26 protein-coding genes and 1 riboswitch are annotated in these 22,557 nt (G+C 57.1%); of the genes, 16 read left to right on the top strand and 10 right to left on the bottom strand.

Annotated features, from left to right (window positions below; all coding sequences use genetic code 11):
- The first annotated feature begins 22 nt into the window (after window positions 1–22).
- Both ACZ5AL_RS14600 and ACZ5AL_RS14595 read left to right on the top strand, forming a co-directional pair.
- The gene (locus ACZ5AL_RS14600; RefSeq protein WP_464511309.1) at window positions 23–778 is read left to right on the top strand and encodes a hypothetical protein; all 756 of its coding nucleotides are present in this window, start codon (window positions 23–25) and stop codon (window positions 776–778) included.
- A gap of 25 nt (window positions 779–803) precedes the next feature.
- Complete coding sequence (locus tag ACZ5AL_RS14595) at window positions 804–1,442, top strand: RusA family crossover junction endodeoxyribonuclease (RefSeq protein WP_464511308.1); 639 nt, start codon at window positions 804–806, stop codon at window positions 1,440–1,442.
- Between the two features lie 73 nt (window positions 1,443–1,515).
- Here ACZ5AL_RS14595 and ACZ5AL_RS14590 read toward each other — a convergent pair whose 3' ends face one another.
- Together ACZ5AL_RS14590 and ACZ5AL_RS14585 are read right to left on the bottom strand one after the other, a co-directional pair.
- The gene (locus ACZ5AL_RS14590; protein WP_464511306.1) at window positions 1,516–1,704 is read right to left on the bottom strand and encodes a hypothetical protein; all 189 of its coding nucleotides are present in this window, start codon (window positions 1,702–1,704) and stop codon (window positions 1,516–1,518) included.
- 97 nt (window positions 1,705–1,801) lie between these two features.
- Entirely contained in the window at window positions 1,802–2,614 is an 813-nt protein-coding gene (locus tag ACZ5AL_RS14585; RefSeq protein ID WP_464511305.1) for a helix-turn-helix domain-containing protein, read from the bottom strand.
- Window positions 2,615–2,956: 342 nt separating this feature from the next.
- On the opposite strand from ACZ5AL_RS14585, the gene ACZ5AL_RS14580 reads away from it, so the two are divergent.
- From ACZ5AL_RS14580 to ACZ5AL_RS14560, 5 genes are all read left to right on the top strand, one after another.
- Entirely contained in the window at window positions 2,957–3,271 is a 315-nt protein-coding gene (locus ACZ5AL_RS14580; protein WP_464511304.1) for a nucleotidyltransferase family protein, read from the top strand.
- Window positions 3,252–3,599: a HepT-like ribonuclease domain-containing protein gene (locus tag ACZ5AL_RS14575; RefSeq protein WP_464511302.1), complete on the top strand. Its 348-nt coding sequence runs from the start codon at window positions 3,252–3,254 to the stop codon at window positions 3,597–3,599. The genes ACZ5AL_RS14580 and ACZ5AL_RS14575 overlap by 20 nt, the downstream gene beginning before the upstream one ends.
- A 194-nt stretch (window positions 3,600–3,793) precedes the next feature.
- Window positions 3,794–3,991, top strand: a complete 198-nt coding sequence (locus ACZ5AL_RS14570) for a ribbon-helix-helix protein, CopG family (RefSeq protein ID WP_464511301.1) — start codon at window positions 3,794–3,796, stop codon at window positions 3,989–3,991.
- Window positions 3,992–4,013: 22 nt separating this feature from the next.
- Entirely contained in the window at window positions 4,014–4,409 is a 396-nt protein-coding gene (locus ACZ5AL_RS14565; RefSeq protein WP_464513302.1) for a type II toxin-antitoxin system death-on-curing family toxin, read from the top strand.
- Window positions 4,410–4,542: 133 nt separating this feature from the next.
- Entirely contained in the window at window positions 4,543–4,938 is a 396-nt protein-coding gene (locus ACZ5AL_RS14560; RefSeq protein WP_464511300.1) for a hypothetical protein, read from the top strand.
- 24 nt (window positions 4,939–4,962) lie between these two features.
- Here the strand turns inward: ACZ5AL_RS14560 and ACZ5AL_RS14555 are convergent, their stop codons facing one another.
- The gene (locus ACZ5AL_RS14555; protein WP_464511299.1) at window positions 4,963–5,877 is read right to left on the bottom strand and encodes an ATP-grasp domain-containing protein; all 915 of its coding nucleotides are present in this window, start codon (window positions 5,875–5,877) and stop codon (window positions 4,963–4,965) included.
- 351 nt (window positions 5,878–6,228) lie between these two features.
- Here ACZ5AL_RS14555 and ACZ5AL_RS14550 point away from each other — a divergent pair, with 351 nt between their 5' ends.
- Window positions 6,229–6,930, top strand: coding sequence for a hypothetical protein (locus tag ACZ5AL_RS14550; protein WP_464511297.1), 702 nt, complete (start codon window positions 6,229–6,231; stop codon window positions 6,928–6,930).
- A gap of 335 nt (window positions 6,931–7,265) precedes the next feature.
- On the opposite strand, the gene ACZ5AL_RS14545 is transcribed toward ACZ5AL_RS14550, so the two are convergent.
- Together ACZ5AL_RS14545 and ACZ5AL_RS14540 are read right to left on the bottom strand one after the other, a co-directional pair.
- The gene (locus ACZ5AL_RS14545) at window positions 7,266–7,919 is read right to left on the bottom strand and encodes a TlpA family protein disulfide reductase (RefSeq protein WP_464511296.1); all 654 of its coding nucleotides are present in this window, start codon (window positions 7,917–7,919) and stop codon (window positions 7,266–7,268) included.
- A gap of 784 nt (window positions 7,920–8,703) precedes the next feature.
- Window positions 8,704–9,207, bottom strand: a complete 504-nt coding sequence (locus ACZ5AL_RS14540) for a hypothetical protein (protein ID WP_464511295.1) — start codon at window positions 9,205–9,207, stop codon at window positions 8,704–8,706.
- 277 nt (window positions 9,208–9,484) lie between these two features.
- On the opposite strand from ACZ5AL_RS14540, the gene ACZ5AL_RS14535 reads away from it, so the two are divergent.
- Entirely contained in the window at window positions 9,485–10,300 is an 816-nt protein-coding gene (locus ACZ5AL_RS14535; protein ID WP_464511293.1) for a ZIP family metal transporter, read from the top strand.
- Between the two features lie 35 nt (window positions 10,301–10,335).
- Here the strand turns inward: ACZ5AL_RS14535 and ACZ5AL_RS14530 are convergent, their stop codons facing one another.
- From ACZ5AL_RS14530 to ACZ5AL_RS14520, 3 genes are all read right to left on the bottom strand, one after another.
- Window positions 10,336–10,953, bottom strand: a complete 618-nt coding sequence (locus ACZ5AL_RS14530) for a hypothetical protein (protein WP_464511292.1) — start codon at window positions 10,951–10,953, stop codon at window positions 10,336–10,338.
- A gap of 85 nt (window positions 10,954–11,038) precedes the next feature.
- Window positions 11,039–11,920 carry a M50 family metallopeptidase gene (locus ACZ5AL_RS14525; protein ID WP_464511291.1) on the bottom strand — a complete coding sequence of 294 codons (882 nt, stop codon included), beginning with the start codon at window positions 11,918–11,920 and terminating at the stop codon, window positions 11,039–11,041.
- Window positions 11,921–12,010: 90 nt separating this feature from the next.
- Complete coding sequence (locus tag ACZ5AL_RS14520; RefSeq protein WP_464511290.1) at window positions 12,011–12,745, bottom strand: TenA family protein; 735 nt, start codon at window positions 12,743–12,745, stop codon at window positions 12,011–12,013.
- An 83-nt stretch (window positions 12,746–12,828) separates the two neighbouring features.
- Window positions 12,829–12,937: riboswitch (TPP riboswitch) on the bottom strand.
- A gap of 151 nt (window positions 12,938–13,088) precedes the next feature.
- Here ACZ5AL_RS14520 and ACZ5AL_RS14515 point away from each other — a divergent pair.
- Window positions 13,089–13,769 carry a GYF domain-containing protein gene (locus ACZ5AL_RS14515; protein ID WP_464511288.1) on the top strand — a complete coding sequence of 227 codons (681 nt, stop codon included), beginning with the start codon at window positions 13,089–13,091 and terminating at the stop codon, window positions 13,767–13,769.
- Window positions 13,770–13,846: 77 nt separating this feature from the next.
- On the opposite strand, the gene ACZ5AL_RS14510 is transcribed toward ACZ5AL_RS14515, so the two are convergent.
- Window positions 13,847–14,578, bottom strand: coding sequence for a YqjF family protein (locus ACZ5AL_RS14510; RefSeq protein ID WP_464511287.1), 732 nt, complete (start codon window positions 14,576–14,578; stop codon window positions 13,847–13,849).
- Between the two features lie 176 nt (window positions 14,579–14,754).
- Here ACZ5AL_RS14510 and ACZ5AL_RS14505 point away from each other — a divergent pair, with 176 nt between their 5' ends.
- The 3 genes from ACZ5AL_RS14505 (at window position 14,755) to ACZ5AL_RS14495 (ending at window position 17,147) form a co-directional block, all read left to right on the top strand.
- Window positions 14,755–15,519 carry a superoxide dismutase gene (locus ACZ5AL_RS14505; RefSeq protein WP_464511286.1) on the top strand — a complete coding sequence of 255 codons (765 nt, stop codon included), beginning with the start codon at window positions 14,755–14,757 and terminating at the stop codon, window positions 15,517–15,519.
- A gap of 430 nt (window positions 15,520–15,949) precedes the next feature.
- On the top strand, window positions 15,950–16,483 hold the full coding sequence (locus ACZ5AL_RS14500; RefSeq protein WP_464511284.1) for a hypothetical protein: 534 nt from the start codon (window positions 15,950–15,952) through the stop codon (window positions 16,481–16,483).
- A 112-nt stretch (window positions 16,484–16,595) separates the two neighbouring features.
- On the top strand, window positions 16,596–17,147 hold the full coding sequence (locus ACZ5AL_RS14495; protein WP_464511283.1) for a manganese efflux pump MntP: 552 nt from the start codon (window positions 16,596–16,598) through the stop codon (window positions 17,145–17,147).
- Window positions 17,148–17,165: 18 nt separating this feature from the next.
- Here the strand turns inward: ACZ5AL_RS14495 and ACZ5AL_RS14490 are convergent, their stop codons facing one another.
- Entirely contained in the window at window positions 17,166–18,242 is a 1,077-nt protein-coding gene (locus ACZ5AL_RS14490) for a CobW family GTP-binding protein (RefSeq protein WP_464511282.1), read from the bottom strand.
- A gap of 257 nt (window positions 18,243–18,499) precedes the next feature.
- Here ACZ5AL_RS14490 and ACZ5AL_RS14485 point away from each other — a divergent pair, with 257 nt between their 5' ends.
- The 3 genes from ACZ5AL_RS14485 to ACZ5AL_RS14475 are packed head-to-tail and all read left to right on the top strand — an operon-like array spanning window position 18,500 to window position 22,555.
- Window positions 18,500–20,824 (top strand): TonB-dependent receptor, encoded by a 2,325-nt coding sequence (locus ACZ5AL_RS14485; protein ID WP_464511281.1) that lies wholly within the window; start codon window positions 18,500–18,502, stop codon window positions 20,822–20,824.
- 46 nt (window positions 20,825–20,870) lie between these two features.
- A complete protein-coding gene (locus ACZ5AL_RS14480; RefSeq protein ID WP_464511279.1) occupies window positions 20,871–21,533 on the top strand; it encodes a DUF2306 domain-containing protein in 663 nt (220 codons plus the stop codon).
- Window positions 21,530–22,555, top strand: a complete 1,026-nt coding sequence (locus ACZ5AL_RS14475; RefSeq protein WP_464511278.1) for a sensor histidine kinase — start codon at window positions 21,530–21,532, stop codon at window positions 22,553–22,555. Before ACZ5AL_RS14480 ends, ACZ5AL_RS14475 begins: the two co-directional genes overlap by 4 nt.
- The last annotated feature ends 2 nt before the right edge of the window (window positions 22,556–22,557 follow it).

Raw genomic sequence — 22,557 nt, 5'->3', positions numbered from 1 at the left:
TGTACTCTCACCGCATGTGCCAATGACCGATCTGATTACATGGCTAAACGCCAATCAGGGATTTGCGCTCACGGTGCTGACGTTCATCTACGTTCTCGCCACTATTGCTATCATAGCGGTCCAAGTGCGGTCAAATAGACTGGCAGCTAAGAATATCCAGACGATCGTCAACCTTGAGCGGGAAAGAACGCGACCCACTGTTCTCTTCAGTCTGAATCCGCGAGATCATGCATTTGTGTTTGCCGAGGCCCGCAACGTTGGGGAAACAACTGCCTTTGACATCACAATCGACATCAATCCAGTCCCGCACCGTGATGTCGACATCAGTCCAGCCCGGCACCGTGATGTCGACAGCCGCAAGAACATTCGCTTCATTAAGGAAGGTATCGCTTCTCTTCCTCCCGGCGCCGATGTGAGCACCTTGATCGGCGCTTGGAACCATGTCAAGAGCGAAAACGAGTCGCTGCTATTCAGCGGCACAGTAAGCTATCGCTCGAAGGAGGGCACAACTTATTCGGAACCATTCGTAGTTGATCTTTCTGCTCATGAGGACCTGATCCACTTCACGAAGAAGACGACACACGACGTAGCAAATACGCTGGAGAAAATACAGCGGGATTTGCACGCGGTAGCTTCAGGCCGGAAAAAGATCGTAGTCCGCACAATTTCGGAGGACGACTACCAAGAACAGCGAAGACAACAACTTGAGCGTAGTCGTGAACTCGTCGAACAACATAAACGCGAGCAGACCGATGCCAACGAGAAGGGGAGTACATAATTAAAAGTTATGTGTACGTTTGCAGATGGCTAACCTACAGGACAACTTAGAGCAGCCCCCAGACTATGGGTCCCTGCAGTTTTCTGTGGACGGGCCACCGGCCTCTCTTCAGTCCAGGAGTCATAGAAGGCAAGAAGTAAAGAGTAGAGTTACTGAAGAGTTGGAGGGTGTTCAATACTTTCTGTCAGATGACGTAAGGGTTGAAATCCGCTGGTTTATCCATGAGCGAGATCGATATGAAAGTGATGCTGCTCCTGATATCGACAACATTTTCAAGCCTCTCATAGATGCCCTGTGTGGTGCAGACGGACTGATCATCGATGACTGCCAAGTACAGGCTGTAAGCTGTCACTGGTTGGACTCCTACGACGGATCCCAAAGTCTTGAGTTTTCAATCGAATACAGCCCGGATTCGTGGATCAGAAAGAAAGGTCTCCGCTTCATCCACCTTGAAAAGGGTCTGTGCTATCCGTTGCCTGGAATTTTGAATATTCAACAATCGCGAGCTATGGCGCAGATGATAGTTAAAATGAGGGATAGGTTCGAGGGTCTAGATCCAGAATACTATCAGTCGAAACTGTTAATGCCAAGCCAGCGACCCTTCCATCGGACGAGGGTTGCGTCAGAGTTCGAGGTTCTGGAAGTTGAAGACATCATGAGCTAAATTGTAGGGGTCGGGCAGATCGGTAACAGAATAGACCGGCAACATAGGTAACACTCTCAGTCATGTACATGACCTAAGGTACGGCAGCGCGGAGTGTAAAGTCCCGCTCGTTGAGGCGGGCGAGTAGTACGTCGTAGAAGTAGAGACTCCAGATACCATCGCCGGTCTCCTCCAGGGCAATATGCTCTTCGTTCAGTGCCTGACTCAAGAAGAGCTGTCGTTTTTTGAGGCGGAACGTGCCGCACCGGGAGACGCGGCGCACCTCCCAGTGAGCCGGATACTCTGGCTCCGGCGTCTGATCAGGCAGGCTCCGAGGGGAGGGGCAGTACTGCGACGCCGGCGTATCGCCGCTAAGGGCTTCATGGGGACGCTCTACGCAGAAATGTCTGCGAATTGAACTCTTCGCGCCAGTCGTTAAAGCACTGCTGCTGTGCGGCCATGTTCGAGGCTGGAGGCCGCGCCGTATCTGCCTTCAGCGTGCGGTGCATGCGTTCGTGACGTCCATTCTGCTGGGGCTGGCCCGGCTCGATGCGCTGGTGCCCAATGCCGAGCTTGATCCACCACACGCTAAGCTTCGAGAGGCCGCAGAGTGCCTGTGTGGCGAACGGCACGCCGTTGTCGGTGCGAATGGCTTGTGGCAGCCCGCAGCGCTCGAAGAGCTGCTGAAAGACCGGAATGGTGCCGCTCTGCTTCACCGACGGCAAGGCCTCAACGCCAAGCACGAAGCGCGAGTGGGCGTCGCTGATCGTAAGCGGGTAGCAGTAGATGCCATCAAGCGTCTTGAACTGGCCCTTGAAGTCCGTTGTCCAGACCTCGTTCGGTTCGGTAGTTCGGAGCGTGGGGGCTCCAGGGTGCCGTGTCGGGCGTCGTCGACGTTTGGGCTCGATAAGACCGTGGCTCTTCAGAATGGCTCCCACGGTGCTCGTTGCGGGAAACCGCGCTGCTGGGTGGCGACGCGCGAGGTAGGCGACGAGCTTCTTTGGGCCCCAACGCGGGTGCTTCTGGCGACAGGCGACGAGGAGGGCTTCCGTCTCGGGAGGCGTCTTGTGAGGACAGTGCTTCGGCGCGCGGGGTTGGTCGGCGAGACCACCAAGGCCTTCATCCTTGAAGCGCCGGAGCCACTTGTAGCCGGTCTTGCGGCTGACGCCGAAGCGTTGGCATAGCTCAGCCATGGAGTAGAGCCCGTCCTGGTAGGCGAGGACGAAGCGGGTGCGTTCAATCATGGGATCAGTTTGGGTCCAAGGCATGGCTCTCCGGCGGTTGGCGGAAAACCACTGGTTATGGTAAACTGTCACCCATGTTGCCGGTCAGAAGTGGTACCCATGTACCCGGTCCGTACAAATAGTACACATAACCCTACGCTGCTACGGACGAAGGGCTCGGGGCTTCCCGGCTTGCTCGGCACGGGTGGCGCTTCTGCCATCTTGTTGATAAGTTACCGATGCCTTCGCCGCAGAGCTCCACCGTTATGCTGCGTCGCAACATCCACACGGGGCAGCAGTTTTTCTACTGCTATGGCTACAGTTCAGACCAGACAAAACCTGATTGCGTGCCTGCGTCGCTACCGAGGCGATCTACGTCGCCTCGGCGTCCAGCGCCTTGGCCTATTCGGCTCATTTCAGCGAGGCGAGCCCAACTCCGAGAGCGACGTAGATCTTTTGGTTGAGTTCGTGCCGGGAGGCAAGTCCTTTGACAACTTCATGGCCATCTCTTTTTTGTTGGAAGACGAACTGGGGCGGTCGGTGGACTTGGTGACGCGTGAGGCCCTTAGCCCCCATCTTGGTCCCCATATCTTGGAAGAGGTCGAATATGTCGAGATCGGAGATTGAATATCTTCGTCACATTCAAGACGAAGCACGATATTTAGTCGAGGCCAGCCATGAGGTCAGCTGGAACGAGTTCGCCGACGACGAGACGTTGAAGCGAGCGTTTGTACGCAGCTTCGAGGTCATCGGCAAGGCCACGAAGAACTTCTCAGACGAGATCCGAGATCGGTATCCGGACGTGGGGTGGCGAGCGATGGCCGGAATGCGCGATCGACTCATTCATGGGTATTTCGGAGTGGACTACGAGATTATTTGGGAAGTGGCAACGCAGAAGGCTCCAGAATTGATAGATGTGACCGACCGAATTATCAAAAGCGAGAGCACAGCATAACCCTACGCTGCTTCAGATGAAGAGCACAGAGGGCTCGGTGGACCCGAAACGGGTGGCGTTTCTGCCATCTTGTTGATAGGTTACCGGTGCCTTCGCCACAGAGCCCCCCATTATAGGGCCCAGCAACCCGCTTTACGGAAACGAATTGCTTGCCACGCGTTGAGTTAACCCATACACCTGATACTGATCGCGCCATGAAGACTCTTACCCTCCAACTCTCCGACGACACCGCCGAGCGGCTCGAAGCCCTCGCTGAAAAGCTTGGTATCTCTCCTGAAGAGATTGTCCAGGCTGGCCTCGCCGAGCAGCTTTCCAGCTCGGGCAGTGAATATGAAAAAGCCGCTGCTCGGGTGCTTCAGCGAAACGCCGAGCTCTACCGCCGCCTCTCTTAGCCAACAGTCTACCGCCGATTTCATGCGGTATCTGAGCGTCGTCGAGATCCTGGATCTGCACCGCAGAGTGATCGAGCAGTCTGGTGGAAGCACAGGGCTTCGTGACCGAGGCGGACTGCTTTCGTCGGTGGCCCAGCCCAAGATGACGTTTGGCGGTGAAGAGCTTTACCCATCCGTACTGGAAAAGGCGGCAGCCCTAGCGATATCTCTCATCCAGAATCACCCGTTCGTTGATGGCAACAAGCGGGTTGCCCATGCGGCGATGGCGGTGTTTTTGGCGTTGAACGATCGCGAGATCGAGGCGAGCGTCCATGAGCAGGAGCAGCTGATGGTGGGGCTCGCAGCGGGCGATCTCGGTCGGGAGGGGCTTGTCGAGTGGCTCTCGGTTCACGTAGTGAGGCAGCGGGACAAGGCGTAAGATCCGTATAACCCTACGCTGCTTCAGATGAAGAGCACAGGGGGCTCGGTGGACCCGAAACGGGTGGCGCTTCTGGTGCCTGTGTGGTAGGTTACCGGCACCTTCGCGACAGTGCTTTGCCGTAATACCGCTCATGAATGCCCCCAGATCGACATTCTTTAGACAGTTGCTGTGGGTGGACTGCATTGGTGCAGCGCTGGCGGGGGCAACCGTAATCACGCTCAGTGGGTGGCTCAGTCGCATAGAAGGACTGCCCCAGGAGCTGCTTCTCTTCACTGGAGCGGTGAACCTGCTCTACGGGTCGTACTCGTTCATGCTTGCCATTCGGCGGCAACGTCCGATGCATTTGATCAAATTGCTCGTTGGGGCCAATCTCGCCTGGGCATTCGTCTGCTTAGGGATCGTGGCCGTTTTCTCGGCGACCGCAACGCTGTTTGCTTTTCTACACTTCATCGGAGAGGCGGTCTACGTCGGCGGGCTCGCCATCCTGGAGTGGCGCTACCGGGACCTGCTTCTCACAACGGCATAACCACCCAGGCGGCACAAACCAGCATCACGCGTCGAGCAGATCAACAATGACGCGTGCGAAGGCGTCGGCAGCCGGGGGGTGATCGCGTAGCCAGAGCTCGGGCTCGATGAGCTCCAGTTCCATCACCGCCCACTGCCCTTCGTTGGTACGCGCGATGTCTACCCGCCCATAGCGCGGCACCGGGTGGCACGCCTCCATCGCTCGCAAAGCCAATTCAATCTGCTCGCTCGATGGCTCGTAGGGGTGCACAGTGCCGCCGTGGTTGTCCTGCACCCGAAAATCGCCCGCCTTGGCGGACTTGCGGATGGCATGCGTGTAGTCGCCATCGAACACCATCAGGCTGACCTCGCCGGTGTCTACAATGTCGTTCAGGAAGGGCTGCAGGATAAACGACGCGTTTTCGAGAAGTGGTTGAACCGTTTCTTCCACATCGCCCGCCCGGTCTTTGTGAACCCGGTAGGTGTCTCTCCCACCCGCCGATACGCAGGGCTTAATCACCGCCTCGTCCCAGCCGGATTCGGTCATCCGTTCCTCAAGGTGGAGCTGTGCGCCTTGTTCAATGAATTGCGACGCCACAACTGGAATGCCGCGTTCTTGCAAATCGGCCAGATAGTGCTTGTCCAGATTCCACCAGACCAGTTCGGGCGTATTGCAGAGCCGGACCTGAGACGTCGCCTCCTCAAGCCACGATGTAAACGCCTCAAACCGCTCAAAGTAGTCCCACGTAGTGCGAAAAACCGCACAGGAGAAAGTCGACCAGTCCACCTCTGGATGCGCCCAGTCAATGCGTGTGGAGGTTATGCCCTGTTCTTTAAGCGCTTCTTGAAGCAGGCGGTCGTCGTCCAGGATCTGCTTGACATACCAGTCGCCTTCTGGGGCTTCGGGGACGGCGTATCTGCGTTCGGTGAGGAGCGCGACATCAGCGTTGAGATTGGGCATTGGGTAAGGGGGACGGAATGATACGTTCAACAATGGTGGTCTTGCTGGGGGCAACTCCTCACGCAGCGCAGGCGGGTACTCTGCAGCAAATCCTATTCAATCGCATTCTGACTCGTCTTTCCATTGAAACTCGACGAGTGTAGACGTATCGACTACGCAATGTGGAAGAGTGAGTTTGTGCCGCGAGAAAGGCCCTTTCAGATCTGGAGTACTCTGCATGAGAAATTGATTCTGTGCCAAGCCCTTGATATTGTACGGTATGCTGATTCTGCATTTGCGGTATTGCTCCTCGACGGGGACTCTGCGAATACAGTTTTTCAGGTCGTGCCTGCTTCCAAAAAATACAAACATATGCCTATATCCAACGAGAAGGAGGGGTGGTTGCGTGTAATCGCTCGCCTCGGGATGCCGACCGGGGTCCTTACGATCATTATGTTTCCGCTGTTTATCTTGGTCATCGCGTCTCAGACGGACACGAGTCACCACGCTTTTGAACTATTAGCCGCAACCGAAAATCTTACCGTCTACCGGATTTACACCTTGCTGGAGGTGATTGCTTTCACGCTGATAATGGTTGTTACAGTAGCTATGGGCAACTACGTTCGCGCCTATTATCCGGTAGCAGGGTTTATCATCGTCCTGTTTGGTATTGGGCTTATCGCTGGCATTCTCACCAACTTTGAGCGACTTGGGGCCATTGGCCGGCTTGCTGAAGCGCACAGCAGCGGAGCACTTGCCGAAGATGAAATAGAGCTACTTGGATTTATGAGCTACAGTATGCACCAGTCTCATTTTCTGATGGCCTGGTATATGCAGGCTCTGGTCGCGGCTGTTATTGCTTACAATGTTCGGAGTATAGCAGCAGTGCCGCGCTACCTTACCAACTGGTTTATTCTGCCCGCCCTTACCGGTACGCTGCTGACGCTTGGGTCGGCTTTTTCCGCACCCTTGACCCTGCTGTTCATTATATTGCCGATCCACATCATTGTCGGAGTGGGAGGGCTTTGGATCGCTGCCTCTCGATGGGCAACCGGACAGCTGCAATCGGGATAACGAGCGGTAGGCTTCTCTTGGAAGAGGCCGTAGTGCTCAATCGCTTTTTTAGATCGCATTCCGAGTCCGGGCTGCTGATCTTGTGCTGCGGACGGCTCACTTTGATCCCACCCTTTTTGAGCACACGGCGCGGGTGCGCAGCCGGGGGGTTCGAGTGGGCCGGTACAGCTCGTCAAGTTCGGTGCGTTCCTCGGGAGAAGCGTTGCGAACGGTCAACGGTCGTTGAGGCACGGTTCAAACGGTCGAAGGGGTAGGATGAGAACCCCGATCAAGCCCCAAACCCGCGATTGGGTTCACTTAGTGGCAAAACGTGGCTGGCCACGAAATACCAGATGCTAAGACGCGTCGGCTACGGCGTCGGGGCGTTCTTCGTTAAGCAAGGCTTCAAGCACGGGACGCAATTCACCAGTCATGAGCATGCCTTCTACGTTGCGGAATCGTACCTGCCTGTTGTGGTCGATCACATACGTGCGCGGCACACTGCGTCCGGTCTCTAGATTGTTGAACGCAATGCGTTGGTCGGCGATCTGGGGATAATTAATCGACTGCACCCGTTCCGTGTACGTGCGCACAGCGTCCAATCCATCATTATCCATCGAGAGGCCCACGAACTGGACATCGTCAAACTCATCGTGCAGTTGCATAAAGCCTGGCATCTGCTGTTGGCAGGTTGCGCACCAGGTGGCCCACAGACTTATCACTACGATGTTATCGTCGGTGTAATCCGACAGGCGAAACGTATCGCCCTCTACGGTTTCGCTAGCAAAGTCTTCAACAATAGGTCCATCGTGCAACTCCACCTCTGGGTTCATACCCTGAAAGATGTACACCATTACGGCCACGATTACGCCCAGAAACCAAAAGCGCGATATGAACGATCCCAGCCCTCCAACAATGCGTTGTAGTGGGCTTCGGTCATCCGAAGAGGTTTCGTCTGAATTGTCGTTTGCGAAGGGGGCGTCGGGCGAAACGGGGCGCGTGTTGGACATAGCCAAGGCGGGAGTCGGAGACGTACGTACATGCTTAAAAAGAACCCGGTAGCAAAACACAGGGTTTCGGAGAAACCGTCAAGATGTATGCGTTTCTCCGGCTAGGTAACTCAAAAGAAATATATTTACACCTTGTCATCGCGAGGAAGGAGCCTGCGACTGACGCGTCGCTGGGCGTAGCTCAAGTACTCCTAGGGTCCTAGTCCTTGCACATAACTTTTTCTTTGCTATGTTGTTTATTTAACGTTGGTTGCCTCCACCGCCTGTTCAATGAGAGACTGTTGGATCCTACAACAAGAACCCATCTGGGCGTCTGCTCGGGGGAATAGTCGGGGGAATGGATCCTGAATCAAGTTCAGGATGACGTGTCGGGGGGACGGTGCTGGGAGACGAAAGCTCCCTTTCAACCCAAATGCCCCCCTCCCGAACGTCATCCAGATCCTGAATCGAGTTCAGGACAGGCAAGCGAGCCTGCGAGCGCGATCCAGGATCCAGAAAAGGCATCGGCCGCACGAGGTCCCGCTGGCGCCGTCCCTCATTCTGGCCAATCCGTTGATGATCCCGTCAACAACAGTCAACAACAAGTCCAGATTGCAACCCGTGATCAACGATTATCACCATCCCGAGTTATGTGCATAGACTAGCCTAGAATCGGGGCGCGTCGCTGCGCTCGCAATGACATGATTGTGAGTTATTCTCGGTACGTTAGAGGATACATGTGTTACCCGAAGATTGACCTGTGACAGAGCACTAGAATAGGGACGCGTGAGTGTGCTGGATAGAGCTACGCATCCGAGGTTAGCCAGTACTGCATCGGGGCGTGAGGCCGGCCCACGTAGCAGATCTCGTTCAGGTGGTTCTCCTGGAGTACGTTCAATGCACGCTCGGCCTCGTTAAGATCAGAAACCATAAGCATGCGGCTTCCTTGCGGATACGTAATCAACCCAGCATCGCCTTCGTCTTCGACATAGAATTCGTCAACCGGGTGCTCCATGCAGTCTTCGTTGAACGGAGGCGCCTCCTCGGTACGTGCCGGGGGCTGTCCATCTGCAAGCCAGTATTCCATCTGATGGTCATCGCCAATTGCACACTTTTGATCTAAGCCGTAGAACTGAATTGTTGCTACAGCGCGCTCGGCAGTCGATTCGGTCTCGAAGACAATCAGTTCGCGATCGCCGTCCATAAGACGCCAGTTGCCATCGTCAGACTCTACAGAAACAGAGCCGGGATCAAAAGGGGCGCCGCAATCCTCGGAACTGGTGTTGCTATTGCAGGCTGACAGACTCATTAAGCAGAGTAAACTGCCCGTCAGGATAAGCGTACATGTGCGCATTGGATCATTGCTATTTGGAAACAACTGTTCATATATATTGCGAAAAGGCCGACCAATGACGGACAGAATGGAATCGACGGACTTCAACGTGTACGTACTTCAACGGAAAGGAGTTGAACAAGAGGGAGTCGTACGTCTATTCTGGTAAGCGGGTGCTTAAACGTAAGCCCGTCTCCGTTCGAAGATGGGGCTCCAATCGGAGTATTGTGAAGTAATTGGTTTTGTCCGTTTTATGACACCATTAGCCGAATGGGTGTGGGCCGACCTTCTCATTGTGGGAGGTGCAGGAGCCCTTACTGGACTTGCTACCGGGCTGGGCGTGCTCCCATTTTTCGTGACGCGCACGGTGTCGCTTCGGTGGATGGTGGGGTTGTGGGGCACGGCGATAGGTCTCATGGTTATGATGAGCGGGGTGGTTGTATTTGAAGGGCTGGAGAGCGGATCGGTGTACGAAGTGGCGCTAGGAGCTGCGTTGGGCGCCGGGCTCATGGGCGCCGCCGATCGACTCCTACAAAATAAGCCGGTCCCGTCGGCGGTTTTTAACACGCGCCAGTATAGACTGATTGTGCTCGTTGTGGGCGCTATGTTCATCCACAGCATTCCCGAAGGAGTGGCGGTGGGGGTTGCGTTTGCGGAGCTGCCCTACGCAGCAGATGTGTCATTTGGTGGGCTGGAGCTTCCTATGTTGGCCGTTTCGATGACCATAGCCATGGCGGTACTCAATATTCCTGAGGGATTGGCCATTGCTTTGCCGCTCATTACGCATGGCGTATCGCGCACAAAAGCATTGGGGTGGGCCGTTCTTTCGGGGGTACCGCAGCCGGTCGGAGCCGTTGGGGCCTATCTGTTTGTGAGCGTGGCCGAAGAGTTGTTGCCGGTCGGGCTTGGCTTTGCCGCCGGTGCACTGGTGTATCTGATGATCTTTGAGTTTCTTCCAACAGCCCGTAAACAGGGGCGCCCCTTACCCAATCGTGGTCAGCGTGAGTTGCTGATTGGAATTGGCATCGGGGCGCTCCTTGTTGGTGGATTGCTGTGGGCTACGCATTAAGCGTATGAATATAGAGCCCGTGAACAAGAAGAGGATCAGGCATCGTCCTCAAACCCCCACGGGGCCGGAGGGGGATCAATTGGCTCCGTCAGATCAAAGTCAAGGCGGTAGCCCCATGAGTCGTTGCTGTACGTGCCGTAGGTGAAGCGCTCGCCAGGGTCAATTTCGATGCGCCAGCCGCTTTGCGTCTCTGGATCAAGAAACTCAACGGTGTACTCATCGACCGCATCGGAGCTTACCTGGCCATACCAGCTGGTTTCTTCCTCCTCGCCATCCGGATAGCGATGGTCGTGGCGCAGCTCCAGCCCCTCCTCATGCGGCATCAGAACCCACGTGCGCGAGCGATTCCACTCGTCGGCATCGGGCTCTAGCACATGTAGGGGGATACGCAGCTCCTCGTCATCGCATTCGCGGATGTGCATCTCCAGTTCGGCGTCTTCCGAGAGCTGGTCATCGCCTTCGGGCTTTTCAATGACCACACCTTCGTAGGCACTCCCGCAGTCGTCAGACAAGTAGGACCAGAAGGCGGCGAAGTCGGCATCAACAACTGGGTCGGGGTCGTCGGTTTCATCAGGAGCATCAGGGGTGTCGGATTCGCAGCCGGTCCAGACCAATAGGGCGGCCAGCAACAAAATAGCAGAAAGACGTCGCATCCAATGTAAGCGCATAGGTAGGGTAAGATATATCAGCAAAACGAGTTTGTAACATACAGACTGGGCGTTGCAAAACAAACTCTGCTCATTCAGGAAGGTGCGGGGTCGAGGAGGTAGGTTTTTCAGGGTGAGGCGTGCGCCAGAACAGCAGAATGGCCCAGCCGATTACGATCAGGCTTAGCAGTCCCCATCCTACGGCCCACACCGATGCTGGAATGCCCGTGAGTTGCGCCATGGTGGCCGCGTCGTTGTGGGTGTGCCCCATGCGCGTCATCGAAAACAGCGTTTGGATGCTATGTAAGCCGTCCAGGGCGAGTTGGGCGCCTAGAAAGAGCACGGTGAGGTGCTGAATTACCGGGGCGGCATACATTGCGATGATCAGCAAGACGGCAGCCATCGAAAGTCCCACGGCCCAGGCTACGAGTCCGCTTGTGACGAGCATGTACGCGAGGGCGCCTCCGATAGCGAATAGACCCAGTATGTACCAGGGCAGGCCGCGATGGCCAGAGCGGGTTCGTGTGCGTCCGTATCCCAGCGCGGCGCATCCGGCTACAAACGCGGCGAAGGCTAGCCATGAAGCGCCGTATCCACTAAAGAGGGCGATAATGAGAAGAGTGGTGAGTGCAGTGCCTACAAGCGTGGGGGCGGCCCAGCGGCGGCGTGTACCTGCATAGAGCAGCGCAGCCCCGGCAAGTGCCGAGGCCGGGTATCCTGCAGAAACGGTAATAAGCCGCGACCCGCCTCGGGAGCGCACATAGCCGCTGGTATCAAGATTCACCACAAAGCTTTCTACGCGCCCGCCGGTGAGTAACGCAGCGAGGGCATGACCGGCTTCATGAATGAACGTGCCAAACAGCTGGAACGGATAGATCAGCCATTCGCCGTAAGGCACCAACATACAGGCAGCTACGCTACCTACGGCAACGAGAAACAATGACCGGGGCGTCCAGGAGTCAGCGTGAGCCACAGCACCGTAGCGGTTGGAAAACGGCTTGCGTTTTGAGGCAACAGGTACGGCGCGAACGACCCAAGGCGGGAGCGGGTTCAGGGAGCCGTGCTATACGGGCCACTCCTGCATGGTCCAGGCCTGCTCCCAGAACATCCACTCGTAGCGGATGCTGGTTAGAAAGGCGGTCTTAGCGCGATCGCGTGCGTCGGCATCGGCGGCATCGGCAAAGCGCTGGAGGCGCTCCAAAATCTCGTCCATATACGCGTTAAACGCGGGATCGCGATACATAGCCAGCCAGTCGGCGTAGGGGTGGTCGGTGGGGACATCGCCAAGTACGGCCTCCAACCGTTGCCCAATTTCGATGTACAGCCACGGGCAGGGTGTAAGGGCGCCTACGGCTTCAACGAGGGTACCGCGCTGGGCGCAGCTAATCATGTGATCCTGGTAGCCGCGGTTGTTAGGCGTACAGGTGAGCGCGGCAATGTCGCCGGCATCGTAGTTGAGGCGTTCGCCGTATCCGGCATGCAGTTCGCCTTCGGTGACGAGCGCCATGCGGGCGGCATCAATGAACCAGAGTTTGTCGTCGGGCTCGGGGCAGCGTGTGGAGAGGATCGCTGCGGCATCCGAAAACGATTCGAGGTACCGAGCATCTTGCATCTGGTAGAAGCGAAAGCGTTCTTCGTCGAGGCTTCCTTCGGCCAGTGCGTGCACGAATGGGTGGTCAAACGAAGCGCCCCAGGTGTCGCCCGCTGCGTCTACGCAGGCTTGTGCAAACGGCGGTACGTGATAAGCCCGGTCGATGGAGACATCGGCCAGTGAAAGGTCGAGGGTAGAGGTTGCCATAAGACAAAAAGTGCTTGCAAAAAAGACAAAAAGGCAGCAAGCGAAGCCGGAGGTGCATCAGCAAGCCGCTATAAAGCAAGCCGGCTGTAGTGAAGAAGCTTCCTTCCGCCGGTACAAACCGGATCAAGTTCGAGGGATCATCTCAGCCCTATGCGCTTGTTACACAGCAATAGGGCACTCCCAGCTTCGCTCTGCTCTAACGTACACACTGCCTTGGTAGATGTCAAGGCGCGGTCGCACAAAAGATCGTCGACCGCCGGTGCACGAAGGCTTTGCAGTTGGAGGATGCGCTATGTACGTTAGCATGTAAACACATCGCCTCCATTAGCAGCGCTTCTCATTCATGTGGTATTACAGCGAAAACGGCAATCGGCGGGGCCCCTTTACGAATCGAGAGATTCGGCGGCGCGTCCGCGAAGGGGTTGTGACGCCCGATGACTTTGTATGGACAGAAGAGCTCAACCAGTGGACGCCTGCGGGCGATGTGCCCGAACTTTTTCCTGAAGCTCCCGAGGAGCCGCCCCCTGCCAGCCAGGGCGTGGGCGATGGGCACTGGGCCGATGCCGATCATGGGATCGGTGTAGAGGAGACGCCCACTTCAGAATCGGACCCTGAACCCAATTCGGCTTCTGATTCAGCATCCGAGGCCTCCCCCTCGTCGCATGTCAACAAGCCGCAGTACGAGCCCAACCCCGACCTGCTTTCACCGCGCGGACGCATCGGACGACTGAAGTATCTGATGTACAACATCGTCATTTTTATTTTGATGATAGGCGCCCTGGCATCGGTATTTTTACCCTTTGGATTTCTGGCCGCGGCTGTGGCTGTCGTCGGGGGGGGCGTTGTCTCTGTATTTCTTACCATTCGGCGCCTGCACGACATGGACCTGTCGGGCTGGTTTGCTGTGCCGATTGTTGGCGCCTCGCTGATCAGTATGGGGGTGTTGGTGATTTTAATTGAGGCGTTTCTGATCTTTACCCCGGGTACCCAAGGGCCCAACCAGTACGGTCCGGTGCCTTCGTAGTTGAGCGTCTGTGCGTTATTGGAACGACGCGGCGGGTACCAGCACCGTTACGTCGAAAAAGCAACCACCCTCCCAGGCTATTCGATTCGCTCTGGATTCCAAACGACCACATCCAACGAACGCGCAAAGCACAGGTGATCGGGCGATCCGGTAACGGGCAGACCGTGCGACTGCGGCATCGTATTCATCTGAATGGTGCACTCGGCAGGCTGCAACGGCCACGGCGGGTGATGCACCTCGTTGCGAATCAGGACACCGGTGCGGATTTGGGTGTACAGACAGTAGCGCTCGGTAAGCCAATGGGTGAGCGTATCCGGCTCGGCGGGCTGCACGGGTCCGGTTGGGCGGTAGCGCCCCAGAAACCGGGCATCTGTACGGGTGGAGGCGTACTGAATACCATGTGCGTCTTTGGTGAGCGACATCGATGCCCAGTAGTAGGGCAAATGAAAGAACAATCGGGCGGCCAGTACAGCCAGTAGGTTCGTCGCGTCGAGGCTTAGAAACCACACGCCGGGCTTGCCCTGGTACGTTACATACGTACGCACATTCATTTCGGGAAACGCAGAGATCCACGGCAGATCGGGCAGCGGGCGGCGCATCACACCCTCCATGCGAAACGGGATAACGCCTAACCAGGCGGTGCCGTTATATGTGTCGAGGCGTAGGGGGTCGGGGATGAGCGGGGTTAGCCACGACGCCGGCACGTTCCAGTGGGCAAACAGCAGATCGCACCAGCGTTGGCGCCAGGTCCACGGCGCATCAGGAAGCGGCCACGGGCGATGGTCGGTATGGGTCAGAGCAGGATGCATAGGCGATAAGAAACACAAAACGAAAACGAATCCGACATGTCCGCTACCCTTTAGCCGCCCTTGCGTTCGATTCAAGGCCAATCGAAGGATAATCGTCAAGAACAGCGGGGAACCGACACGTTTCCGAAAGATGCAAAGGACAGGTTTGCCCTTGTATCACATACTTTCTTGGCGCTATGATTAACAGACGACGTGCTATTTCTTCGCTGCTTGGCGGGTTCGGCCTGAGCATGGTGATTCCGCAATTTCTGGCCAATGCCACCTCACGATCAGGTGCACGGCCTGTAGATCCAGCTCGCGCTGCGCTGGGTCCCGGCTCGTTGACGTACCCGTACGAGTTGCCCGATCTGCCTTACGACCATGAGGCGCTTGCCCCCAACATTGACGAACGAACCATGCAAGTGCATCATGGGCGCCACCACCAGGGGTATGTGAACAACCTCAACAATGCCCTGGAAGGACACGACCGTCTTCAGCAGCACACGTTGGGCGAGTTACTGGCCGACCTGGAGAACCTGCCCGACGATGTGCGCACGGCCATTCGCAACAACGGCGGCGGGCATTACAACCATGCGCTGTTCTGGCCGCTGCTTACCGCGGAGGACACGCATCCGCACGGCGCACTCGAAGAGGCACTGGCGGAGACCTTTGAGAGTCTGGATGCATTCAAGGAGGCGTTCAATAGCACTGCCGGAGGCGTGTTTGGAAGCGGTTGGGGCTGGCTCGCCACCGATGCCGAAGGGAATCTGGAGCTTGTACAAACAGCAAATCAAGATACGCCCCTGGAGCTTGGGCTGTACCCGGTGATTGGGGTTGACGTGTGGGAACACGCCTACTACCTGGAGTACGAAAACCGCCGCGGTGACTATCTCGAAAACTTCTGGAACGTGCTCAATTGGGAGCAGGCCGAAGAAAACTACACCCGCGTGCTTGCTAGATAAGGCAGCTATCTACATGGCCTCCCTCGGGGCATAAGAGCCCACGTCCAGGTCCAGACCGGTGTGTCTGGACCTGTTTCATTTCGGGGGCTACCCTGCTAGTACTGTGTCACAGGTCAATCTTTGGATGGACAACGACCCCGTTTTAATGTTGTCATCTTGAGCGGAGCACCTGCGTCTAGCAGGTGTGGAGTCTGACACGAGCGCAGCGACTGACGAACGCAGTGAGTAAAGATCTCCCTCGAAATGGACAGGGCCGCTCGATCGATCAGAGCCTGCTGAGCGTCGGGGAGATGGTTCGGCTGCGCTCACCATGACAGGTTTTTTGGAGGGAATTGGGACACAGAGTTTGGCACGGTCCCCGTCCCCTAACATTCAGGTGTGACAGAGCACTATCCATCGCTCAATCTGTAACAGCGCCGAAGAAGTCGGCATGGTTGATTTTGCACTGAATACCGTCGTTATCGCCACGCTTGTTGCCGTGCATGAAGCAGGCCACTATGCAGCCGGGCGGGCTATCGGCATACCCGGCAGTGGAATGCGCATCATGCTTTTCCAATGGCCGCCACATGTGGCGCTGCGTCCCCCCGCAGCCGAGTGGATCGCGCCCATGCAAATCGACCGATATGTCGATGTACTGAATCGCTATGCAAACAATCCACGCGATCATTTCGTGTTTGTAGGAGGCGGACACGGCGCCGAATGGCTGGCGGTTGTGGGACTAACAGGCAGCGCGCTTGCTATCGATCATGCTATGCTACTTGCAGCAGCCGAGCGCGTTGTACAATGGGCACTGATCCTGAGCGTAATCTATCTGATAATTGACGTCGTTGGTACGCTGCGTCACAAACGTCCGCACGGCGATTTTTCGGGGCAGTGGATGATCCATCGCGCTGCAACAGCAATCTTTTACCTGGTCTACTTTGGTGGGCTAACCGGACTCGCGCTTGAACTTGGTGTGTTATAGCAGCCCTCCTTTTTAGGCCAAATAACAACCGAATATACAAGGACTTACTTTTGAAACGTGCACATCTCACAAGGGCGCCAATTCGTTTTCCACTGAACTGCCGAAATTGCCCATGCCCATTCTGGAATTGTTCGTCCTGGGGGTCGTAATTGCGGCGAACAACATGGCCGTGGCACTGGCACTCGGTGCCCTGAAGCAGTACGCGCGCCGGTGGCGCATCATCGTGGTATTTGGCCTCTTCGAGTTCTTCGTACCGCTTCTAGGCATCACGCTGGGCCAGACTACCGCGCGGTGGGTTGAGCAAGAAATTGCATGGGTTGGGGCGCTTCTGCTGATTCTCCTAGGCGGGTGGACCTTGGTTACCAGCATGCGGCAGGCTGCCCCGGAAGAAACCATCGCCCAGCGCATCACAACGTGGACCGGCCTGGCTGTACTGGCTACTGGGCTTAGCCTGGATAATCTACTGATCGGGTTTGGTCTTGGATTGGGAACGATAGATGCCCTCGTCGTCGCCACAACCATGTGCCTCTTCTCCGTGATATTTACGTGGATTGGGTTGTACGCTGGATACCGAATTGGCGATGCGTTCCGCCACTACCTCACCGCCGCAGCAGGCGTGCTACTCATTGTTCTCGGCGTGCTGAAAACCGTTCAGTGGGTCTGACGCTGCCCATCCAACATGTTAGCGCTGCGCCGTAAACGAGGCCGCCCCCGCCAGTGCCGTGTCAAAGTGGGTCTGCAGCGCCTCAGGGGTGGGGCCATCAGACAGGCTCAGCACCACCAAAGCGGTGCGTGGCGTGTCGGGCCAGGCGCCTCGGAACGTGAGGGCTGCACGGCGCCCGGCCATCTGGAGCAGCATGCGTTCCTGGCGCGTTTCTTCGGTGGCCACAAAGCCTTTCACGCGCAGCACGGTATCGGGCAGCCCGCGCAGCATGCGTTGCACATCGTCTAAGTTTGTAAAGGGCACCTCCGACCGGTACGTCCACCGCCGAAATGACGCCTCATGGTCATGGTGGTGAGCGTGAGAATTGTGATCGTGATGTTCATGTGCGTGCGGGCCGCCGCCATCGTGCGCATGATCCGCGTCCTGTTCGTGGCTGTCTCCGTGATCTTCATTCGCATGGGCCTCGTGTACCGAGGGCAGCGGGACGGCCCCATCCAGCAGAACCGGAATCGGCACATCGGCATGTTCGGTTTCAAGGATGCGTGCGCCGGGCGTCCACTCCTTGATCCAGGCGCGCAGATCGGCAATCTTATCGTCCTCAACAAGATCGACCTTGTTGAGCAGCACGATGTTGGCGGACTTAATCTGAGACGCCACCAGCTCTTGCACGTCGTGGCCATCGGGGTACGGCGCGCGCTCGGCATCAATCACCGTAAGAACACTATCGAGGCGCAGGTGCCGTTGCAGTCCGGGCGCCATCAGTCCCGCCGCGATGGGCATCGGGTCGGAGATGCCACTCGCCTCAATCAAGATGTGCTCCGGCGGGGTGTCGCGACCAACGAGGTACATCGCTGCCGACGTGAGGCCTGACTGCATGGTGCAGCAGATGCACCCGCCCTCTAGGCGCAGCACATCGGCCTCCTGATCAGCCACGAGGTTGGCATCCACATTCAGATCGCCGAAGTCGTTCACGAGCACCGCAAAGCGCGAGGCGCTGTCGGAGCGTAGCAAGCGGTTCAAAAGCGTCGTTTTGCCCGCCCCCAGAAATCCAGCTAGCAGGGTTACGGGAATCGGGGCCGTCGGCGTGTCAGACATACGAACGAGTAGAAAGGGGTAAACACAGCATATATGTACACGGTGCAGCACACGTACACACGGTAATGTGTACTTGGCAGTTCCAGGGGTAGATACATATGGATGCGGAGCGTCCCGTTCATCTCCGCATGCGGACCGCTGATCCGGTGCTCGTACCGCTGGCGCTGTTTTGATAGACGGCGGAGTAGACAGCGATTATGTTTGGAGGCGTATTATTACACCTGGGTTATCAACCTTCTGTTGTTATGTTCTACCGCATGCGCTCATGGCTACTCACTCTTTTTCTTGTTGCCTCACCGCCTTGTGTATATGGACAGTCCGCTGACTCGGAGCATACGGGTACGCTCACGGGTCGGACTGTAGATACGCAGTCAGAACGCCCCTTGGTAGGAGCAAACGTGTATCTACCGGATCTGGAGCGGGGAGCAGCCACCGATGCCAACGGACGCTTTACAATCGATAGTCTACCGGTGGGTACGCACACGGTGCGAGTCTCGATGATGGGCTATCGTACCGACGTATACACATCGGTGGTCGTGACAAGCGGGCGTCCGGCTGAACTCACGGCTCGCCTGACTCCCGAAGCGATTGAAGAGGACGAGGTGACTGTTGAGGCAGACTATTTCTCATCGGTTGCGAGCACGCCCACCTCGGTACGCGGTTTGCGGGCTGAAGAGATTCGCCGAGCTCCAGGTGCGGCCACCGATATTCAGCGGGTGATGCAGTCGATGCCCGGCGTTGTGTTTGGAGATGACGAGCGGAACGACTTGATCGTGCGCGGTGGCTCTCCGCGAGAGAATATGACGCTTCTTGACGGCTTTGAAGTGCCCACCATTAACCACTTTGCAACGCAGGGGGCCACAGGTGGACCCATCAGTATGCTGGATACGGATTTTCTGGATGATGCCACCTTCCATACGGGCGGATTCGGAGCGCAGTACGGGGGGTATCTTTCTAGCGTACTCGACATTCGGCTGCGCGAGGGATCGCGCGAGTCGTTTGGGGGCTCCGCCGATGTATCCATGGCCGGGGCCGGTGGATCGCTCGAAGGGCCGTTACCTCTCCACAACGAAAACGATGAACCAAGAGGGTCGTGGTTCGTCGGGGCGCGCCGATCGTATCTTGACCTCGTGCAGACAGGAATTGGGCTGACGGCAGTGCCGCAGTATGGGAGTATGCAAGGCAAAGCGGTGATGGATCTGAGCCCACGAGATCGGCTCACCGTCATTGGGCTCGGCGGCTACCATTCCATTCACTTCGAACGCGACCTCGAAAGCGACGACCTGGATGCAGACACCGACATCGAAGACGGGGGCAACCAGGTCGTTGGAGGACTCGCGTGGCAGCGCTTCTGGGATTCCGGCGTTACGACACTGCGCTTATCTACAGCCTCCACAACCTATCGCACGGATGTCCGCGATGCCGACGATGTACTCGAAACGCGCAACCGCAGCCGCGAAACTACGACGGCGCTCCGCTTCACCAGTGTATGGGACCTTGCAGATGCCACCACATTGCAGACGGGTGGAACACTACGCCTGATTGATTACCGTCACAACCTGTTCAGTAGAGCTGACACACTGAACACCGGGGTGGTGCGAGACGAGATTGATGTCACCGAGCGTACCACACCTGCACAAAATGATGCGTACGTGCATCTGGAGCAAGACGCGGGACCGCTCACGCTGACCGGAGGTCTTCGCCTCAACCACTTCTCGCTGTCGGATCACGCCACGGTGCTGAGTCCCCGTCTGTCGGCCCGTGTGTCCCTGACTGATCAGGTGGAGGCCACGGCGGCATGGGGGCACTATCACCAGTGGCCGGAACTGGTCTGGTACAGCACAACCGATACCGCCCAGAACCTGCGTCCGACACGCGCCACGCACTGGGTTGCGGGTCTGGAGTGGCAGCCGCGCCCCGCCTGGAAGCTTACGCTCGAAGGCTATCGCAAAGCGTATAGCCAGGTGCCCGTCTTTGAAGACCGTCCTATGATGAGCCCCATCAACGAAGGTGATGACTTTGGGGTTTTCTCCGTTGGCGCGCTGGATGATTCGGGAACGGCCCGCTCGCATGGCATCGAAGCGTTCGTGCAACGGCGGCTTACCGATGTGTTCTACACTACGGTGTCGTTTACGCTTAGTGATACGCGCTATACGCCGCTAGACGAAGTGCAGCGCCCATCAAGCTTTGACATTCGCCATGTGCTGGATGCTACAGTGGGCATCCGAGAGATGGAGGCCGGCGATGTGCTTGGCCTTCTGGGCGGATCGGTACGGATACGATACATGAGCGGGCAGCCCACCACTCCGTTCGACATCGAAGCCAGTGAAGCGATGGGGCGCGGCATCATCGACACCGACCAGATACACGAAGAGCGCCTTCCCAACTACCTGCGCCTGGATCTGCGGATCGACCGCCGCGAAAATTTCTCGTGGGGGGCGCTTACCAGCTATGTCGAAATCCAGAATGCCACCGGGCGTCGCAACGTCTCCGAGCGTCTCTACAACGACCGTATCAACGAGGTAGAGGAGTTTACGCACTGGGGCCGCTTTTTCGTAGGCGGCATCAAGCTGGAATGGTAAGTTGAAACAGCTCCGCACAATCCCCCTAACCGACGCACCATCTGTCATGTGGCTACTCACGTTCGCTCTCTGGACTCACGTTGCACTCGGCGTCCTTGCGCTCTTCGCCGGTCCTGCAGCCATGTACATGCGCAAGGGCGGCACAGCGCATCGTCAGTGGGGACAGGTATTCGCCGTGTCGATGGGGGTTGTTGTCGTTACAGCCGTGCCGTTGGCAGTGGAGAGCAATAACATATTTCTTCTCTTTGTGTCAGGGTTCAGCGGCTATTTTGTGTGGACGGGGGTACGCGCCTTGCAGCATAAGCCTGGCGGCCCCGGGTCAACATGGCCCGACTGGCTTGGCACGGGCAGTATGCTGCTGGTAGGTCTTGCGCTTATCGGATGGGGCGGATGGATGTGGGGACAACGCACTGTCGCCAGCGTCGCTCTCGTTTTCGGGGGTATCGGTACCGTGCTGGCCGGATACGACCTGCGTGACCTTCTCACACCACCATCCGACCCACGCGACTGGTTCTACACCCATCTGACGCGCATGCTGGGCGGATACATCGCCGCCGTCACTGCGTTTGCCACCACCACACTTACCATGCTCCCCCCGCTGGTGCGCTGGCTCGGCCCTACTGTTGTAGGTGTGGCAGGCATCGTATGGTTGACCCGGTCGTATCGCCGTCAGTTTGCGCGCTCTTCAACAGCACAGCCCAACCCATGAAAAAGCTTCTTCGCCTTATCGGATGGATGGGGCTGGTAAGTATAGCCACCGGAACGATTGTGTTTTTTGCAATCCATGGCATCACCCATGCAGGGGATCATAGGAGCATGTGGCCGCGCAGCATTATCTATGCTACCGTGTATACCGTAATCATGACAAGCAGCATCATGGGGGTAGGACACTGGATGGAAAAATGGCTCCCGCTGCAGTCGCATCGTGCTGTTGTTGGGCATGTGGCCGCGCAGGTAGGCGCTACGTTGGGCTCGTTCGCGCTGGCCACAGGCGTAAACCGCTTGCTGTTTGGGGAGAGCTTCCATGTATCGGCCCCCGTGCTTCTTGTCATTGCAGTGGTGGCAGTGATTACGGCAGCGCTGTGGAGCAGCTTTTCATACATGGCCCAGTTTTATCAGCGCATGCAAGCCGCACAGTCCGCGGCGTATGATGCCCGGATTCAAGCGCTTCGAGCCCAAGTGAACCCGCACTTCCTGTTCAACGCCTTCAACACAGTAGCCGCGTTGATTCGCACACGTCCCAAAGAGGCAGAAACCGTTGTCGAAGATCTGTCTGATCTCTTTCGCTACACCCTGCATGCCTCCGAACAAAATACCGCACGGCTCGCTGACGAACTTGAGGCCGCACGGCGGTACCTCGCTATCGAAAAGGCCCGATTTCAGGAACGACTCCAGGTGGATGTGCAGGTCAACGACGGACTTCACCAAATGCAGGTGCCCAGCATGACCCTGCAACCCCTTGTGGAGAATGCCGTGAAGCATGGCGTAGGCCAGACCACCGAATGCTGCCAGGTGCGCATTCAGGCCCGCGATGAGGGCGACCACTGGTCGCTTCGTGTTACCGACACCGGTCCCGGATTCGATACCACCGACCCTGAGGTCGTGTGCACCCGCGGTACCGGACTCAGCAACGTACGCGAGCGACTGTCGCTCTTTGCAGACGGACAGGGAGACCTCCACATAGAACCGCAGGGGGTTAGGCTCACCCTGCCCAAAAATTCTGCCACCTAACC

This window comes from Natronotalea proteinilytica (assembly GCF_055379935.1).
The sequence above is the reverse complement of the archived record's forward strand: the minus strand, read 5'-3'. Positions and strand labels throughout refer to the sequence as shown.

What these genes read in the sequence shown, in the direction of transcription:
- ACZ5AL_RS14580 (WP_464511304.1), top strand. Translation starts at nt 2,957, where the DNA reads ATGGCTACAGTTCAGACCAGACAAAACCTGATTGCGTGCCTGCGTCGC.
- ACZ5AL_RS14540 (WP_464511295.1), bottom strand. Translation starts at nt 9,207, where the DNA reads ATGAGTCTGTCAGCCTGCAATAGCAACACCAGTTCCGAGGATTGCGGC.
- ACZ5AL_RS14555 (WP_464511299.1), bottom strand. Translation starts at nt 5,877, where the DNA reads ATGCCCAATCTCAACGCTGATGTCGCGCTCCTCACCGAACGCAGATAC.
- ACZ5AL_RS14490 (WP_464511282.1), bottom strand. Translation starts at nt 18,242, where the DNA reads ATGTCTGACACGCCGACGGCCCCGATTCCCGTAACCCTGCTAGCTGGA.
- ACZ5AL_RS14510 (WP_464511287.1), bottom strand. Translation starts at nt 14,578, where the DNA reads ATGCATCCTGCTCTGACCCATACCGACCATCGCCCGTGGCCGCTTCCT.
- ACZ5AL_RS14500 (WP_464511284.1), top strand. Translation starts at nt 15,950, where the DNA reads ATGGTTGATTTTGCACTGAATACCGTCGTTATCGCCACGCTTGTTGCC.
- ACZ5AL_RS14505 (WP_464511286.1), top strand. Translation starts at nt 14,755, where the DNA reads ATGATTAACAGACGACGTGCTATTTCTTCGCTGCTTGGCGGGTTCGGC.
- ACZ5AL_RS14570 (WP_464511301.1), top strand. Translation starts at nt 3,794, where the DNA reads ATGAAGACTCTTACCCTCCAACTCTCCGACGACACCGCCGAGCGGCTC.
- ACZ5AL_RS14520 (WP_464511290.1), bottom strand. Translation starts at nt 12,745, where the DNA reads ATGGCAACCTCTACCCTCGACCTTTCACTGGCCGATGTCTCCATCGAC.
- ACZ5AL_RS14535 (WP_464511293.1), top strand. Translation starts at nt 9,485, where the DNA reads ATGACACCATTAGCCGAATGGGTGTGGGCCGACCTTCTCATTGTGGGA.
- ACZ5AL_RS14545 (WP_464511296.1), bottom strand. Translation starts at nt 7,919, where the DNA reads ATGTCCAACACGCGCCCCGTTTCGCCCGACGCCCCCTTCGCAAACGAC.
- ACZ5AL_RS14565 (WP_464513302.1), top strand. Translation starts at nt 4,014, where the DNA reads ATGCGGTATCTGAGCGTCGTCGAGATCCTGGATCTGCACCGCAGAGTG.
- ACZ5AL_RS14515 (WP_464511288.1), top strand. Translation starts at nt 13,089, where the DNA reads ATGTGGTATTACAGCGAAAACGGCAATCGGCGGGGCCCCTTTACGAAT.
- ACZ5AL_RS14480 (WP_464511279.1), top strand. Translation starts at nt 20,871, where the DNA reads ATGTGGCTACTCACGTTCGCTCTCTGGACTCACGTTGCACTCGGCGTC.
- ACZ5AL_RS14575 (WP_464511302.1), top strand. Translation starts at nt 3,252, where the DNA reads ATGTCGAGATCGGAGATTGAATATCTTCGTCACATTCAAGACGAAGCA.
- ACZ5AL_RS14495 (WP_464511283.1), top strand. Translation starts at nt 16,596, where the DNA reads ATGCCCATTCTGGAATTGTTCGTCCTGGGGGTCGTAATTGCGGCGAAC.
- ACZ5AL_RS14600 (WP_464511309.1), top strand. Translation starts at nt 23, where the DNA reads ATGACCGATCTGATTACATGGCTAAACGCCAATCAGGGATTTGCGCTC.
- ACZ5AL_RS14485 (WP_464511281.1), top strand. Translation starts at nt 18,500, where the DNA reads ATGCGCTCATGGCTACTCACTCTTTTTCTTGTTGCCTCACCGCCTTGT.
- ACZ5AL_RS14560 (WP_464511300.1), top strand. Translation starts at nt 4,543, where the DNA reads ATGAATGCCCCCAGATCGACATTCTTTAGACAGTTGCTGTGGGTGGAC.
- ACZ5AL_RS14550 (WP_464511297.1), top strand. Translation starts at nt 6,229, where the DNA reads ATGCCTATATCCAACGAGAAGGAGGGGTGGTTGCGTGTAATCGCTCGC.
- ACZ5AL_RS14530 (WP_464511292.1), bottom strand. Translation starts at nt 10,953, where the DNA reads ATGCGACGTCTTTCTGCTATTTTGTTGCTGGCCGCCCTATTGGTCTGG.
- ACZ5AL_RS14475 (WP_464511278.1), top strand. Translation starts at nt 21,530, where the DNA reads ATGAAAAAGCTTCTTCGCCTTATCGGATGGATGGGGCTGGTAAGTATA.
- ACZ5AL_RS14595 (WP_464511308.1), top strand. Translation starts at nt 804, where the DNA reads ATGGCTAACCTACAGGACAACTTAGAGCAGCCCCCAGACTATGGGTCC.
- ACZ5AL_RS14585 (WP_464511305.1), bottom strand. Translation starts at nt 2,614, where the DNA reads ATGGCTGAGCTATGCCAACGCTTCGGCGTCAGCCGCAAGACCGGCTAC.